We start from the raw sequence: 14559 nt of genomic DNA, 5'->3' as shown, positions 1-14559 counted from the left end.
TCATTCGGCCACCGCCGCCTTCCGGGTGTCGTCCCGCTGTTCGAGTCGTGGCAGCCGGCCCAGCTTCCCGGGATGCCACGGCCCGGCACCCTCGCTCGGCCAGGCCCGGAACTCCCGGCCCAGCTCGTCGCACAGGAACTGGACCGCGTACCGGCCGCTGGTCGCGGCCCGGATCAGGCCGCCCATCCCGGTCCACTGACCGGCCATCGAGAAGCCGCTCAGCCCCGGCAGCCGCATCCGGTCCCGGTCCACCAGCGCGGTCGACACGTCGTCGGCCTCGGAGAACGCCTTCCAGGCCAGGATGCTGCCGTAGGTGTTGCCGGTGTACCGCTCCGTCGTCGCCGGTGTCGCCACGTCCACCAGCTCGATCCGCTCCGCGAGGCCCGGGTGGCGCTCGGCCAGGAAGCCCCTCAGGAAGTCGACGACCTCCTGCTTGCGCTGCCGGTACGCCCGCCGGTCCGCCTTCCGCAGCTCCTGCCAGGACCGGTGGTCGGTGAAGTACGTGCAGTGCAGCACCGACTTCCCGGCCGGCGCGAAGCCGTCGGCGTAGTCGGACCGCCGCTGCACCACCAGGCTGTGCTGGAGGCTCCCCGGCAGCGCCGCACCCCGCTCCGGCCCGAGGAGGTACGTGGTGCTGTGCGGCTCACCGGGGGGCAGCGGGCCGTCGATCCCGACGAACGCGGAGACCACCGCCGGGTACAGGTTGTCCGGCCGGTCCAGCAGCTCCTTGTACAGCCGCTCGGTGCGCGGGCTGCTCCACCGCCCCTCCAGCAGCCGGTCCAGCACCGTCGGCCCGTCGCAGGCGGCGATCACGTGGTCGGCGAAGTGCTCCTGCCCGTCCCGCAGGCGCACGCCGACCGCCCGCCCGTCCTCGACGAGGATCCGCTCCACCCGGGCGCGGTAGCCGATGTGCCCGCCGAGCCCCGTGTACCGCTCCTCCACCGACCGGGCCAGACCCAGCGAACCGCCCTCCGGGAAGCCCGCGTTGCCGTTGGAGGCGCAGGACATCGTGAAGAGGAAGGGGAGCAGCGGGAAGCCGGTCAGCTCCTGGAGGAACACGTTCGGGAACGCCCGGCGCAGCAGCGGGTCCTCGAAGCGGTCCGCGAACCGGCGCATGGGCGTGGCCGCGGTGCGCCAGTACAGCCGGAACGCCGGCAGGATCGCGAGCAGCGTCCGCGCCTTCTCCGACGGCGACTTCAGCGGCGGCGGCTTCAGCTCCCACCGCAGATCCAGCCCCGCGAAGCGCTCGAGGTCCCGGCAGAACGCCCGGATCGGGCGCGCGTCGCCGGGCGAGAGCTCCAGCAGGTGCTCCCGCAGCCGGTCCGGGTCGTTGTAGAAGGTGACGGACCGGCCGTCCTCGGTCACCACCCGGTTGAACTGGTCGAACAGGGTGATCCGCTTCCCGTCCAGCGCCCCGAGCTCGCGCCACACCTCGTTCGCCCCGGTCCCGGGTGCCGTGCCGATCAGCCAGTCGATGCAGTAGTCGAAGAGGTAGCCCTGACGGGCCCAGGCGGTGCAGCAGCCCCCCGGCAGCACGTGCTTCTCGAAGATCCGGCTCTCCAGTCCGCTCATCTGCGCGTAGCAGCCGGCGGCCAGACCCGACATGCCCGCGCCGATGATGATCACCCGGGGCCGCCCGCCGGGAGGCCGGGCCTCCCAGTGGGGCCCGCCGTCACGCACGCCCATCCGCGGCACCTCCCGCCAGCAGCGTCCGGACCAGTTCCGCGTTCCCGTCGAGGAACGGACCGTCGAGCATCTCGGCGTGCCGTCCGTGCCCTTCGAGCACGGTGCACCCGCCGGCGGTGACGCCGTGCCAGCCGCCGGGCTCGTCCGCCGCGAAGCGGAGCAGCTTGTCCTGGTCGGAGATCACCGCGATCGGAGCGCCGAGCACACCCAGCGACGGATGGGCACCGCAGTGCGCCAGGTACTCGCGGGCCTGCTCCACGGTCTCCCGGGCGACGATCTCGGAACCGGTGTGCCGCCGCAGGTGTTCCGCGAGCTCCGCCTCGAATCCGGCCAGGTGCTCCTCGCCGAGGGCGACGGCCTCGGCGATCCGGTACGAGTCCATGATCAGCACGAGGTCCACCACCCTGCCCCGCCGCTCCAGCTCCCCGGCGATCTCGAAAGCGAGGTTGCCGCCGAGGGAGTAGCCGAACAGCGTGTACGGCCCGCCCGGGTGCAGCTCCTCCGCCAGGTCGGCGTACCGGGCCGCCTTGTCCGGACTCGACAGGTAGTTGAACCCCGCGAAGCGGTGCTCGGGCAGCCGCGCCGCGAGCTGCCGGTACACCAGCCCGTGCCCGCCCGCGGGCGGCAGGCAGAACACCGTCGCCGCGGGGTCCGCGCCCGGGTTGAACCACAGGTACGGCTCGGCGCCGGGCAGGCGCCCGGTGACGACGTCCTCCAGGGTGCGGGCCATGCCGTGCAGGGTGCTGGTCCGGAACAGCCGCCCGACCGGCACGGACGCGTTGAACTCGGTCCGCAGGTGGTGGATCAGTTCGATCAGCTTGATCGAACTGCCGCCCGCCTCGAAGAAGTCGTCCCGCAGCCCCGGCCGCTCCAGCCCGAGCAGCGACCGCCAGTGCGCCGCCATCCGCGTCTCGTACAGCGTCACCGGCGGCTCGTACCGCTCCGGTCCCGCCTCCGCGCGCGGTTCCGGCAGCGCGCCCGGATCGACCTTGCCGTTCGCGGTCAGCGGCAGCGCGGACAGCTCCGTGAAGTGCGCCGGGATCAGATACGTCGGCAACTGCTCCGCGAGGTGGCGGCGCAGCTCCCGGGCGTCGGCCACCGCGCCCGGCACGGGCACGCAGTAGGCGCACAGCACGTTCTCGCCCGTCTCGTCCCGCCGTACCGTCACGCACACCTGGGCCAGCTCGGGCCGGGCGGCCAGCCGCGCCTCGACCTCCCCGGTCTCCACCCGGTGGCCGCGCACCTTCACCTGGCCGTCGGCCCGCCCGAGCAGGTGCAGCACCCCCTCCGCGTCCCAGTGCCCGAGGTCACCCGTCCGGTACAGCCGCACGGGCTCGCCGCCCGGTGCGAGGGTCACGAACCGTTCGGCCGTCCGCTCCGGATCGCCCAGGTAACCGTCGGCGACGCCGGCGCCGCCGATCCACAGCTCACCGGCCACCCCCGGCGGCACCGGTTCGCCGTGCCGGTCGAGGACGTACAGCTCGCTGTTGGGCAGCGGCCGGCCGACCGGCACCATCCGGCCCGGCTCCAGCCCCTCGGCCGACCCCTCGTAGTAGGCGCTGTCGATGGTGGCCTCGGTCAGCCCGTACGAGTTGACCACCCGGGTGCCCGGCCCGCACAGCGCGACGAGCCTCCGGTGCTCGCCCACCCGCCAGGCGTCCGAGCCGACGATCACCAGGCGCATGAACCCCAGGTCCAGGCCCTCCCGCTCGCAGTGCGCCAGCAGCCCGCGCGCCACCGACGGCACGAACTCGCCGCAGTCCACGCCCTCCGCGCGCATGGTCCGGTAGAGCCGCGCGGTGTCGAGGAGGAGGTCCCGGTCGACGAGGACCAGCGTCCCGCCCGAGCACAACGCCCGGACCAGGTCCCCGGTGAACACGTCGAAGGAGACGCCCGCCATCTGCAGGTGCACCCGGACGTCGGTGTCCAGCCGGTACTCCCGCTGCCAGGCGACGAACACCGAGGCCAGGCTGCGGTGGCTGACCCGCACCGCCTTGGGGCGGCCGGTGGAGCCCGAGGTGTGGATCACGTACGCCGTCCGGTCGAGGCCCACGGCCGGCTCCGGCCGCTCCTCGGCACCCGGCCGGTCCAGCTCGTCGAGGGTGACCGGCCGCCCCGGCAGCAGGACCGTCTCGCCCGGCCGCCCGTCGGTCAGGACCAGCGTGGCCCCGGCGTTCTCCATCAGCTCGGCCAGCCGCTCCGCCGGGTGGTCCGGGTCCAGCGGCAGGTACGCGCCCCCGGCCCGCAACACCGCGAGCAGCGCGATCACCAGCTCCGGCGACTTCGCGAGGCGCACCGCCACCACCGTCCCGTCGCCGACGCCGCGTTCGCGCAGCGAGGCCGCCACGCGTCGCGAGCGCCGGTCCAGCTCCCGGTAGCCGAGCCGCCGCCCGCCCGGTACGGACACCGCGACCGTCTCGGGGAACTGCGCGGCGATCTTCCCGATCAGCTCGTGCACCGGCACGTCGTGGTCGATCCGCCGGCCGGCGCCGCCGAACCCGGTGACGACGCGCTCCCGTTCGCCGGCCTCCAGCATCGGCAGCCGTCCCGCCGGACGCCCGCCCTCCGCGCGGGTCAGGCCGTCGAGGAGGGTCCGGTAGTGCGCGGCCATCCGGCGCACCGTCGCCGCGTCGAACAGGTCGGTGTTGTACTTCAGCACGCAGTGGAAGCGCCCGTCGGAGCGGTCCTCGTACGCGGAGAGCGTGACGTCGAACTGTCCTTCTTCCTCGGGCAGTTCGATGTACTCCAGCGCGTATCCGAAGCGCTCCACGGCCACCTTGTGGGTGAGCAGGATGAACATCGCCTGGAAGACCGCCGAGCGGCTCGGGTCGTGCTGGAGGCCCAACTGCTCCACGAGCAGCACGAACGGGTACTCCTGGTTGTCGAGGCCCCCGAGGACCGCGTCCCGCACCCGGCCCAGCAGTTCGGCCACCGACGGCTCCCCGGCCAGGCTCACGTGCAGCGGCAGCGGATTGACGAAGTAGCCGTAGACGGAGGCGAACTCCTCCTCGGTCCGCCCGGTGACGGGGCTGCCGACCACGATCTCGTCCTGCCCCGACCAGCGGTGCAGCAGCAGGTAGTACGCGGCGAGCAGCACCGTGTACACGGTGACGTTGTGCTCCCGGGCCAGCGCGTGCACCCGGGCGCTGAGCTCCTCGTCGAGCTGGAAGAACTCGGAGGCGCCGTTGTCGGTCTGCACCGGCGGGCGCGGCCGGTCGGTGGGCAGTTCGAGCGCCGGGACCTCCCGCGGCAGGTGCTCCCGCCAGTACTCCAGCATCCGCCGCGCCTCGGGCCCGGCCAGGAAGCGGTTCTGACGGTTGAGGAAGTCCAGGTAGCGGGCCGGGACCGGGGCCAGCTCCGCCGGACGGCCGGTGCGCAGCCCGTGGTAGACCTCGAACAGCTCCTCGATGAAGGTGAAGGTGGAGATCGCGTCCGACACGATGTGGTGGACGGCCTTCATCAGCACCCAGCGGTCCGGGCCCCGCCGGAACAGCCGCAGCCGCACCAGGGGGTCCCGCTCCAGGTCGTACGGCCTGCGGTACTCCGCCACCAGTCGGGAGCGGACCTCGTCCCAGGGCAGCCCGGACACGTCGAGAAGACCGGTGTCGGCGACGGCCTCGGGCCGCACCCGCTGGACCGGACGCCCGTCCTCGGTGGTGATGTTGACGCGCAGGCTCGGATGCCGGGCGATCAGCGTCCGGAAGGCATCGAACAGCAGCTCCGGGTCGAGCTCCGCACGGACCTCCACCGCGCCGCCGATGTTGTACGCGAAGCCGTCCGGGTTGAGCTGCCGGAGGAACCACAGGGCCTGCTGGTTGTGGGTGAGCGGGTGGCACGCCTCGTCGGTGAACGTCTCCACCGCCGTCTCCGCCACCGGACCCCCGGCCGCCGCGAGCTCGGTCAGCCCCGCGTGCAGCCGCTCGGTCAGCTCGCTCACCGGCCCGTTGCTGAGCAGGGCCACCACCGGCAGCGAGACGCCCAGCTCGGCGTGGACCCGGGCCCGCAGCTCCATCGCGAGCAGCGAGTCCAGACCGAGCGAGCCGAGCCGGGCGTCCGCGTCGACCAGCTCCGGCCGCACCCGCAGCACACCCGCCGCGAGGGCCGCGAACCGCTCGGTCACCAGCGCCGTGCGCCCCGGCCCGTCGGCGGCGCGGAACGCGTCGAGCAGACTGCCGCCCCGCCCCGCCGGGACCTCCCGGGCCGCCGCGGCGGCGAGCGCCGACACCAGCGGCGGCGGGGTGGGGTACCAGGACAGGAAGACCGGCCAGTCCACCACCGTGGCCACCAGCAACTGGGCCCGGTCCTGCCCGATCACCCGCTCCAGGACCGCCATGCCCGCCTCCGGCGCCAGCGAGCTCATCCCGCGCGCGTCCCGGTAGTGGGCGACCAGCCCGAGCTCCTCGATCATGCCGGTGGCCCACGGCCCCCAGTCCAGGCTGAGCGCCGGCAGACCGAGTGCCCGGCGGTGATGGGCGAGCGCGTCCAGGAACGCGTTCCCGGCCGCGTAGTTGACCTGGCCGGCGGTGGTCAGCAGCGAGGCGATCGACGCGAACAGCACGAAGTGCTCGACCGGCTCCTCGCGCAGCAGCCGGTGCAGCAGGTACCCGCCGTGCACCTTCGGCCCGTAGCCCGCGTCGAAGGCCGCGCGGTCCAACGACGGCAGCAGGACGTCCCGCACCTGCCCCGCGAGGTGGAACACGCCCCGCACCGGCGGCAGACCGGCGGCCCGGCGCCCGGCCAGCCAGCCCTCCACGGCCGCCGCGTCGGTCACGTCGACCGCGGCGACCAGCACCTCCGCGCCGAGCGCTTCGAGCTCGCGCAGGAACGCGACCCGCCGCCCCTCGGGGCCGTCCGGATCGAGCCCCCGCCACGCGCCGCGCTCCGGCACGCCGGTGCGGCCGAGCAGGACCAGGCGCCGGGCCCCGCGCCGCACCAGGGTGCGGCAGAGCAGCCGCCCCAGCGCCCCGAACGCGCCCGTGACCAGATAGGCGCCGTCCGCGCGCAGCCGCAGCGGCAGGGGACGGGTCAGCCCCGCGGGCGGACGCAGCCTGCTGAGGTGCCGCCGACCGGACCGCAGCGCGACCTCGTCCTCGCCGTCGTCCGCGGTGAGCACGCGCAGCAGCGCCTCGGCCTCGCCGGCGCCCCCGGCCGGGTCGAGATCGATCAGCTTGCCGCTGTGACCGGTCAGCTCCTGCTGCCGCAGCACCCGTCCGATGCCCCAGGCGGGCGCGCCGAACGGCTCCACCGGCTCGCCCGGCACCACCGCCTGGGCGCCCCGGGTGACGATGTGCAGGCGCCCCTCCGGGCACGCCTCGGGCAGCACCTGGGCGAGCGGGACGAGCGAGTAGCCGCCGAGCGTGCCGATCCCGTCGAGGTCCGCCGCGCCGACCGCGTCCAGCGGCGGCAGATCGAGGTTCCACAGATGCACCACGGCTCCGAACCCCGGCCCGAGTCCGTCGAACAGCCTGCGCAGATCGGCCGCCGAATCGGGCCGTACGGTCGCGTGCCGGCCCCCGCTGCGGTAACGGCTCCCCGGGCGGACCAGCCGGCACCGCCCGCCGCGCGCCACGACCGCCTCGGCCAGCCGCGCCCCGAGCCCGCCCCGGTCGGCGAAGACCACGAGGTCGGGGGCGGGGGAGCCGCCGGGGGCGTCCCCGGTCCCCTCGGCGGTCCCACCGTCCTCCGGCGCCTCGGCGGACGCCTCCTCCCAGACCACCTCGGCCAGCCAGCCGTCGATGGTGCCGAGCTTCACCGAGGAGGCCACCCGGTCCACCGCCGCCGCGCGGAAGCCACCGATCCGGCCGAGCGGCGTCCCGTCCTCGGCGTACAGGGCGAGGTCGGCGACCAGTTCCCCCTCGTTCTCCGCGGTCACCGTCGCGTGTGCCCACAGGGCCCGGTCGCCGACCGCGTCCAGCCGCAGCTCCGCGATGCCGACGGGCAGCCGGATCCCGGCGGACCGGCCGTCGTCCGGCGTCGTCGCGGTGAGCACGGTCTGGAAGCAGGCGTCCAGGAGCACGGGGTGCGCGTGGCAGTCCGCGGCCCCGTCGCCCATGCCCGGGGTGGGCCGGATCAGCGACAGTGCCTCGCCGGGGGCCGTCCACACCTCGTCGATCGCCCGGAACGCCGGGCCGTAGTGGTAGCCGAGCGCCGCCAGCTCGCCGTAGCACGCCTCCCGGTCGAGCCGGCGCCCCGCCCGTGCCCGTACCGCGTCCGTGTCCAGCGGTTCCCCGAGCCGGCGGGGCTGCCCGGTGCGGACGACCCCGCGCGCGTGGACCGTACGGTCGGGCGCCCCGGTCCCGTCCCCGGCGAGGGAGGCGATGGTGAACCCGGACTCCTCCGTTGCGAAGGCCAGTTGGACGGTCCTCGCCTCGCCGTCGGGCAGGAACAGGGCCCGGGAGAACTCGACGTCGGCCAGGGTGGCCGTGTCGCCGCCGGTCAGCGCCCGGACCGCCTGCGCGGCCATCTCCAGGTACCCGGCGGCCGGGAAGACCGTGCTGTCCTCGATCCGGTGGTCGGCCAGGTACGCCAGCCGCTCGGTGTCCAGGCGGCTCTCCCAGGTCGGCTGCAGCGCGGAGGTCCGCCGGCCGAGCAGCGGGTGGTCCAGCCGGCCGAGCCGGACCTGTTCCACCGGAGCGGGCTCCACCCAGTACCGCTCCCGCTGCCACGGGTAGCCCGGCAGCGACACCGGCCGCCCCACGGGCTGGAGCACCGACCAGTCCACGTCGACACCCAGCGTGTACAGCTCCGCGAGGGAACGGGCGAACCGCTCGGGCTCGTCCTCCCGGCGCCGGATCGACGGCAGCGTCACCCCCTCGGCGGCCCGGCCCTCCAGGCACTCCCGGATCGAGTGGCCGAGCACCGGGTGCGGACCGATCTCCAGGAACAGCGTGTACCCGTCGTCGACGAGCCGGTCGACCGCGGCACGGAACCGGACCGGCCGCCGGACGTTCTCCCACCAGTACGCGGCGTCCAGCTCCGGCCCCCGCGCACGCCCCTCGCGGGCGGTGAGGTACAGCGGGAGGCCGGCGGCGCGCGGCGCGATCCCGGCCAGCGCCTCGCGCAGCTCGGCCTCGATCGGGTCCATCCGCACGCTGTGATAGGGCACTTCTACGTCGAGGAACCGGGCGAAGACCTGCTCCCGCTCCAGCCGCCCGGCGAGCTCCCCGAGGGCCTCCCGGTCCCCGGACAGCGTCACCGACGCCGGGCCGTTCACGGCGGCGACCGACACCCGGTCCCGGTGCGGGCGGACCAGCCGCTCGGCCTCCTCCTCGGACAGGTTCGCCGCCAGCATCGCGCCGGTGCCCGCGAGCCGCTGCTGGAGGGCGCTGCGCGCCAGCGCGATCCGGACGGCGTCCTCCAGGCCGTACACCCCGGCCCGGTGGAAGGCCGCGATCTCGCCGGTGCTGTGCCCGACGACGGCGTCCGGCCGCACGCCGCGGTGCTCCCACAGCGCCGCGAGCCCCGCCTGGACGGCGAAGTTGGCGGGCTGGGCGAGCCAGGTCTCGGCCATCCGGGACTCCGCCTCGGGCCGGGTCAGCTCGTCGAGCAGCGACCAGCCCGCCTGGCGCCGGACCTCCCGGTCGCACCGCTCGACCGCCTCCCGGAACACGGGCTCGGCGTCGAGGAGTCCGCGTCCCATGCCCCACCACTGCGGTCCCATGCCGGTGAACACCCACACCAGCCGCCGCGCCCCGGCCTCCCGGAGGCGGCCCCGCACGGCGCGGGGGTGCTGCTCCCCGCGCTCGCAGGCGGCCAGCACCTCGTCGAGCGAGCCGGGCGGGTCGAGGGGGGAGTGGACGACGGCGAGGCGCTCCTCGAAGTGCTGGCGGCGGTGGGCCAGGGTGTGCCCGACGTCCGCGAGGGACGCTCCGGCGGCGAGTTCGCGGCGGACGCCCGCGGCCAGTTCGGCGGGGCCCGACGCGTGCCGGGCGCTCAGCGGGAGGATCGAGCGGGCGGGCCTCCGGTCCGTCGCGTGCGGCTCCTCCGGCGGGCGGGGCGGCGCCTCCTCCAGCAGGACGTGGGCGTTGGTGCCGCCGAAGCCGAAGGAGTTGACGCCCGCCCGCGCGGGTCCCTCGTGCTCCGGCCAGTCGACCGGTGCGGTCGGGATCTCGAAGGGCAGCGCGGCGAAGTCGATGGCGGGGTTGGGCCGTTCGAGGTTCAAGTGCGGTGGGATGCGGCGGTGCCGGAGGGCCAGCGCCGTCTTGATCAGGCCCGCGACGCCGGCGGCGGCCTCCGTGTGCCCGATGTTGGTCTTGACCGAGCCGACGTAGCAGCGCGCGCCGGGCACCCGGCCCTGCGCCAGCACCCGGCCCAGCGCCCGCGCCTCGATCGGGTCGCCGACGGGGGTGGAGGTGCCGTGCGCCTCGACGTACTGGAGGCTGCCCGGTGACACTCCCGCCTCGGCGCAGACCCGCTCGATGAGCGTGGCCTGGGCGTCGGCGCTGGGCACGGTGATGCCGTTGGTCCGTCCGTCCTGGTTCACCCCGCTGCCGATCACCACGGCGTGCACCGGGTCGCCGTCGCGCAGCGCGTCCGAGAGGCGCTTGAGCGCCACGACGCCGACGCCCTCGGCCCGTACGTAACCGTCGGCGGAGGCGTCGAAGGCGCGGGAGCGTCCGTCGGGGGAGAGGAAGCCGCCCTTGGTCTCGGCGATGGTGTACTGCGGCGCGAGGTGCAGCAGGGTGCCTCCGGCCAGGGCGAGTTCGCTCTCGCCGCGCCGCAGGCTCTGGCAGGCCAGGTGGACCGCGACCAGGGAGGAGCTGCACGCCGTGTCGATGGAGACGCTGGGGCCGCGGAGGTCGAGGCAGTGCGAGATGCGGTTCGAGACCATCGTCATCATCGTGCCGGTCGCGGTGTGCGCGGCCAGCGTCTCGAAGCCGAGGTCGGCGAACTGCAGGATCTTGTAGTCGAGGGTGAAGGCGCCGATGAAGACGCCGACGTCCCGCCCGGCCAGTTCGGCGGGCCGCTGCCCGCCGTCCTCCAGCGCCTCCCAGGACACCTCCAGGAGCTTGCGCTGCTGCGGGTCCATGTGCTCGGCCTCGCGCGGACTGATCCCGAAGAAGTGGGGGTCGAACTCGTCGAAGCCGTCGATGTAGCCGCCCCGGCCGCCGGTCAGCCGGCCCGGCTTGGCCCGGTCGCGGCTGCCGAGGGTCGTGATGTCGTACCGGTCCGCCGGGGTGGGCACGAGACAGTCCCGGCCTTCGATCAGATTGCGCCAGAAGGACCGGTGGTCCCCCGCGTGTCCGGGGAGCCGGCAGCCGATGCCGATGATGGCGACCTTGTCGTGGTGGGCGGAGCTGGGGGAGTCCGTCATGGTCCAATCCGGTGGGGGGCGACGCCTCGGTACGAGCCGGGCGGGGCGTGTGGGGGCACGACGCCGGTGCGGCGCGGTACGGGGCGGGGAGGTGCGCGGTACCGAGCGGGTGCGCGCGGTACGGGGGACTACGCGGTGCGGGGCGGGCGGCGCACGGGGTGGAGCAGGCTGGCGACGATCGAGCCGGTCTCCGGGAACGCGGCGGGGTCCTTGACGCCGACGATCGCGGGGCGGCGGTCCGGTCTCCAGGTGAAGCTGCCGAAGAGGCGGTCCCAGACCGAGAGGTCCACGCCGAAGTGACCGGCCTCGGCCAGGTCCGCGCTGTGGTGCAGCCGGTGCTGCTCGGGAGTGGCCAGGACGTGGTGGAGCGGACCGAGCCGGACGTCCACGTTCGCGTGCACGAAATAACCCTGGACAAGGGTGAAGAGCGCCACTGCGAAAAGGCAGTCGGCGGAGAATCCGAGAAATCCCAGTGTCAATTGGACGGTGCCCTGCTTGAAGGCGACGTCCAGGAGGTGGTTGACGCCGTTGTTGGCGACATTCACTTTTCCCGGGACGTGATGGATTCCGTGCACCTTCCACAGCAGTCGATTGGAATGCGCCCAGCGGTGGGCGAGGTAGCCGGCCAGCGAGGAGGCCAGCAGGGCGAGGGGCAGCTCCGCCCCGAGCGGCAGCTCCGGCCCCGTGAGGGGGGTCGCGGCCAGGACGGCCGTGACGACCGACTTGCCGAGCACGGCGCCGACCATGGTGAACCCGAAATATGCCGCGTACCAGCACAGTTCCGGGCCGCTGGGGTGCCAGTCGGTCCGGTGCGGGATCAGCCGCTCCAGTGCCGCGAGATAGGCGATGGTGCCGATGAGGAAGAACTGGACGGCCCGGCCGCGGTCCCAGCCGAAGTGCAGGACCGAGGTGAAGAGCCAGACCGCGGACAGGAGCAGGATCGGGTACGCGGCATAACGGAGACACTCGCGGGCGGACGCGCCGATGGTCCATGAATTCGCCGACAGCGACCCCGTATCGGGTCGATCTTCCATGCGGGGAATCTCCATCACATCCGAATGAGGAGTTCGCACAGTAGCAGCGGACATGAGGGGTCGTGAATGAGAGGGCGGCGCTTTTTGGACAGCGCAGAAAGGGGGCGCGCGAGGGGTATTGATAAGAATAGGTTCTTTTCGCCCTCCGGTGTTTCCGGGGGCGGGCTGGAGGGCGCGGGGCCCCGATGCCCGGAAGCAACGATTCCGCACTCGCGCGGACGGCACCGGCCCTGCCGGTCGGCACCCGCCCGGAGAGCGGTTGCCGCGGGACCCGGGCCCGGCGGATATGCCCGAAACCATCGCCCCGAGCCGCCGCGCCGTCCGCCGATCCGCCCATCTTCCCGCGCCGGGCTCACGGGGGAGTGCGAGCGCCGCCGCGGTCCGGCGGGCCGGTCAGCCCGACAGGCCGCGCAGGTGCGGCAGCAGGCGGTCCGGTGTCAGGGGCAGCTCGCGCAGGCGGGCGCCCACGGCGTGGTGCACGGCGTTCGCCACCGCGGCCGCCGTGCCGACGATGCCGATCTCCCCGATGCCCTTGCTGCCCATGGGATTGAGGTGGGGATCCTCCTCGTCCAGCCAGTGCGCCTCCAGGGAGGGCACGTCGGCGTTGACGGGGACGTGGTACGAGGCGAGGTCCCGCTCCACGAACTCGCCGGACCGGGTGTCGAGGGTGCTGCCCTCGGTCAGCGCCATGCCGATGCCCATGGTCATGCCCCCGATGAACTGGGAGCGGGCGGTCCGCGGGTTGAGGATCCGGCCGGCGGCGAAGACGCCGAGCAGTCGGCGCACCCGCACCTCGCCGGTCACCGCGTCCACCTCGACCTCCGCGAAGTGGGCGCCGAAGGCGTGCCGGGCGTACGGAGACTCCTTCCCCGCCTCCTCCGCGGTGTCGGCCCGTACGGTCAGGCCCTCGGACGGCAGCGGGCCGGAGTGGGCGCGCAGCCGCTCGGCCAGCCCGGTGCAGGCCCGGTGGACGGCCCAGCCCCAGGACGCGGTTCCCGAGGAGCCGCCCGCGAGCGGGGCGGCGGGCAGGGCACTGCTGCCGATCTCCACCCGGACCGAGTCCAGGGGGACGCGGAGCGCGTCGGCGGCGATCTGCGCGAGGACGGTGCGCGCCCCGGTGCCGATGTCGGTGGCGTCGACCCGCACGACGTGCGTGCCGTCGGATGCGGCGCGGGCGGTCGCCTTCGACGGGCCGAGGAGGTACGGGTAGGTGGCCGAGGCCACGCCGGTGCCGGTGAAACGGTCACCGGAGCGACGTACGCCCGGCCGGGGATCGCGCCCCTCCCAGCCGAAGAGCCGAGCGCCCTCCTGGAGGCAGCCGACGAGGTTCCTGCTGCTGAACGGCCGACCGCTGTCGGGTTCGAGGGCCGGTTCGTTGCGAAGGCGGAGTTCGACGGGATCGAGGCCGGTGGCGACGGCGAGTTCGTCCATGGCGGCTTCGAGGGCGTACATGCCGGACGCCTCGCCGGGGGCGCGCATCCACGACGGGGTGGGGACGTCGAGGGCCACCACGCGGTGGGTCGTGCGGCTGTGCGGAGAGGTGTACATGACGCGGGCGGGGACGGCGGCCTGCTCCACGAACTCCTTGACCGTCGAGGTCTGCGTGGTGACCTCGTGGGCGAGGGCGCGGATCACGCCGCGGGCGTCCGCGCCGATGCGGACGCGCTGGACGGTGGGGGCGCGGTGGCCGACGACGGCGGGCAGGTGACGGCGGGGCAGGGCGAGCTTGACGGGACGTCCGGTGTGCCGCGCCGCCATGACCGCGAGGACGACCTGGGGGCGCGGGGTGCCCTTGGAGCCGAACCCGCCGCCGACGTGGGCGGCGTGGACGGTGACCCGCTCCCGGGGCACTGCGAACAACGCGGCGAGGACGTTCCGCACGGTGGTGGACCCTTGGTTCGAGTCGTGGACGTTCAGGTCGCCGTCGGTCCACCAGGCCGTGGAGGCGTGCGGCTCCATGGGGTGGTTGTGCAGGGCGGTCAGGGTGTACGTGGCGTCGACGCGGACGGCGGAGGCGGCGAAGGCGGCGTCGAAGTCGCCCCTCTCGCGGACGGCGGGGTGGCCGCCGTTGGCCTCCTCCGGGGTGTAGAGGCGGGGGTGGCCGTCGGCCGGTCCGGCGTCGTGTTCCTCGGGGGCGTACTCGATCCGGAGGGCGTCGGCGGCCGCGCGGGCGTTCTCCGGCGTGTCGGCGACGACGAGGGCGACGTACCACCCGCGGTGGGGGACCCGGTCGTCCTGGAGCACGGCCAGGGTCGGGTCGTCGGCCTCGCCCAGCCGGGGCGCGTTCTCGTGGCTGAGGACGGCGTGGACGCCGGGGCGGCGCAGGATCTCGTCGGCGTGCACGGCGGTGACCCGGCCCCGGGCGACGGTGGCGGGCACGGGCGCCGCGTGGAGGCAGCCGGGCGGGGTGTGCTCGGCGGCGTAGCGGGCGGTTCCGGTGACCTTGAGCCGGGCGTCGCGGCGCTCGGCGTCGGCTCCTGCGACCGGTCCGGCGGGTGTCGGCGGAGGACACATGCGGGGTGGCTC

Annotated in this window: 4 protein-coding genes; all 4 read right to left on the bottom strand. The window is 74.4% G+C overall.

Translation table 11 applies throughout. The annotated features are described in order from the left end of the window. Positions 1-1686 carry a phytoene desaturase family protein gene (locus tag IE326_RS21515; RefSeq protein ID WP_190042667.1) on the bottom strand — a complete coding sequence of 562 codons (1686 nt, stop codon included), beginning with the start codon at positions 1684-1686 and terminating at the stop codon, positions 1-3. After that, entirely contained in the window at positions 1673-10999 is a 9327-nt protein-coding gene (locus IE326_RS21510; protein WP_190042666.1) for a non-ribosomal peptide synthetase/type I polyketide synthase, read from the bottom strand. The genes IE326_RS21515 and IE326_RS21510 overlap by 14 nt, the downstream gene beginning before the upstream one ends. Positions 11000-11127: 128 nt before the next feature. Next, the gene (locus tag IE326_RS21505; RefSeq protein WP_190042665.1) at positions 11128-12033 is read right to left on the bottom strand and encodes a sterol desaturase family protein; all 906 of its coding nucleotides are present in this window, start codon (positions 12031-12033) and stop codon (positions 11128-11130) included. Positions 12034-12426: 393 nt separating this feature from the next. Next, positions 12427-14547 (bottom strand): xanthine dehydrogenase family protein molybdopterin-binding subunit, encoded by a 2121-nt coding sequence (locus IE326_RS21500; RefSeq protein WP_190042664.1) that lies wholly within the window; start codon positions 14545-14547, stop codon positions 12427-12429. Positions 14548-14559 lie beyond the last annotated feature (12 nt).

Origin of the sequence: Streptomyces filamentosus, from assembly GCF_014654895.1 — a bacterium.
GTDB classification, from domain to species: domain Bacteria; phylum Actinomycetota; class Actinomycetes; order Streptomycetales; family Streptomycetaceae; genus Streptomyces; species Streptomyces filamentosus.
The sequence above is the reverse complement of the archived record's forward strand: the minus strand, read 5'-3'. Positions and strand labels throughout refer to the sequence as shown.

What these genes read in the sequence shown, in the direction of transcription:
- IE326_RS21500 (WP_190042664.1), bottom strand. Translation starts at nt 14,547, where the DNA reads ATGTGTCCTCCGCCGACACCCGCCGGACCGGTCGCAGGAGCCGACGCC.
- IE326_RS21515 (WP_190042667.1), bottom strand. Translation starts at nt 1,686, where the DNA reads ATGGGCGTGCGTGACGGCGGGCCCCACTGGGAGGCCCGGCCTCCCGGC.
- IE326_RS21505 (WP_190042665.1), bottom strand. Translation starts at nt 12,033, where the DNA reads ATGGAAGATCGACCCGATACGGGGTCGCTGTCGGCGAATTCATGGACC.
- IE326_RS21510 (WP_190042666.1), bottom strand. Translation starts at nt 10,999, where the DNA reads ATGACGGACTCCCCCAGCTCCGCCCACCACGACAAGGTCGCCATCATC.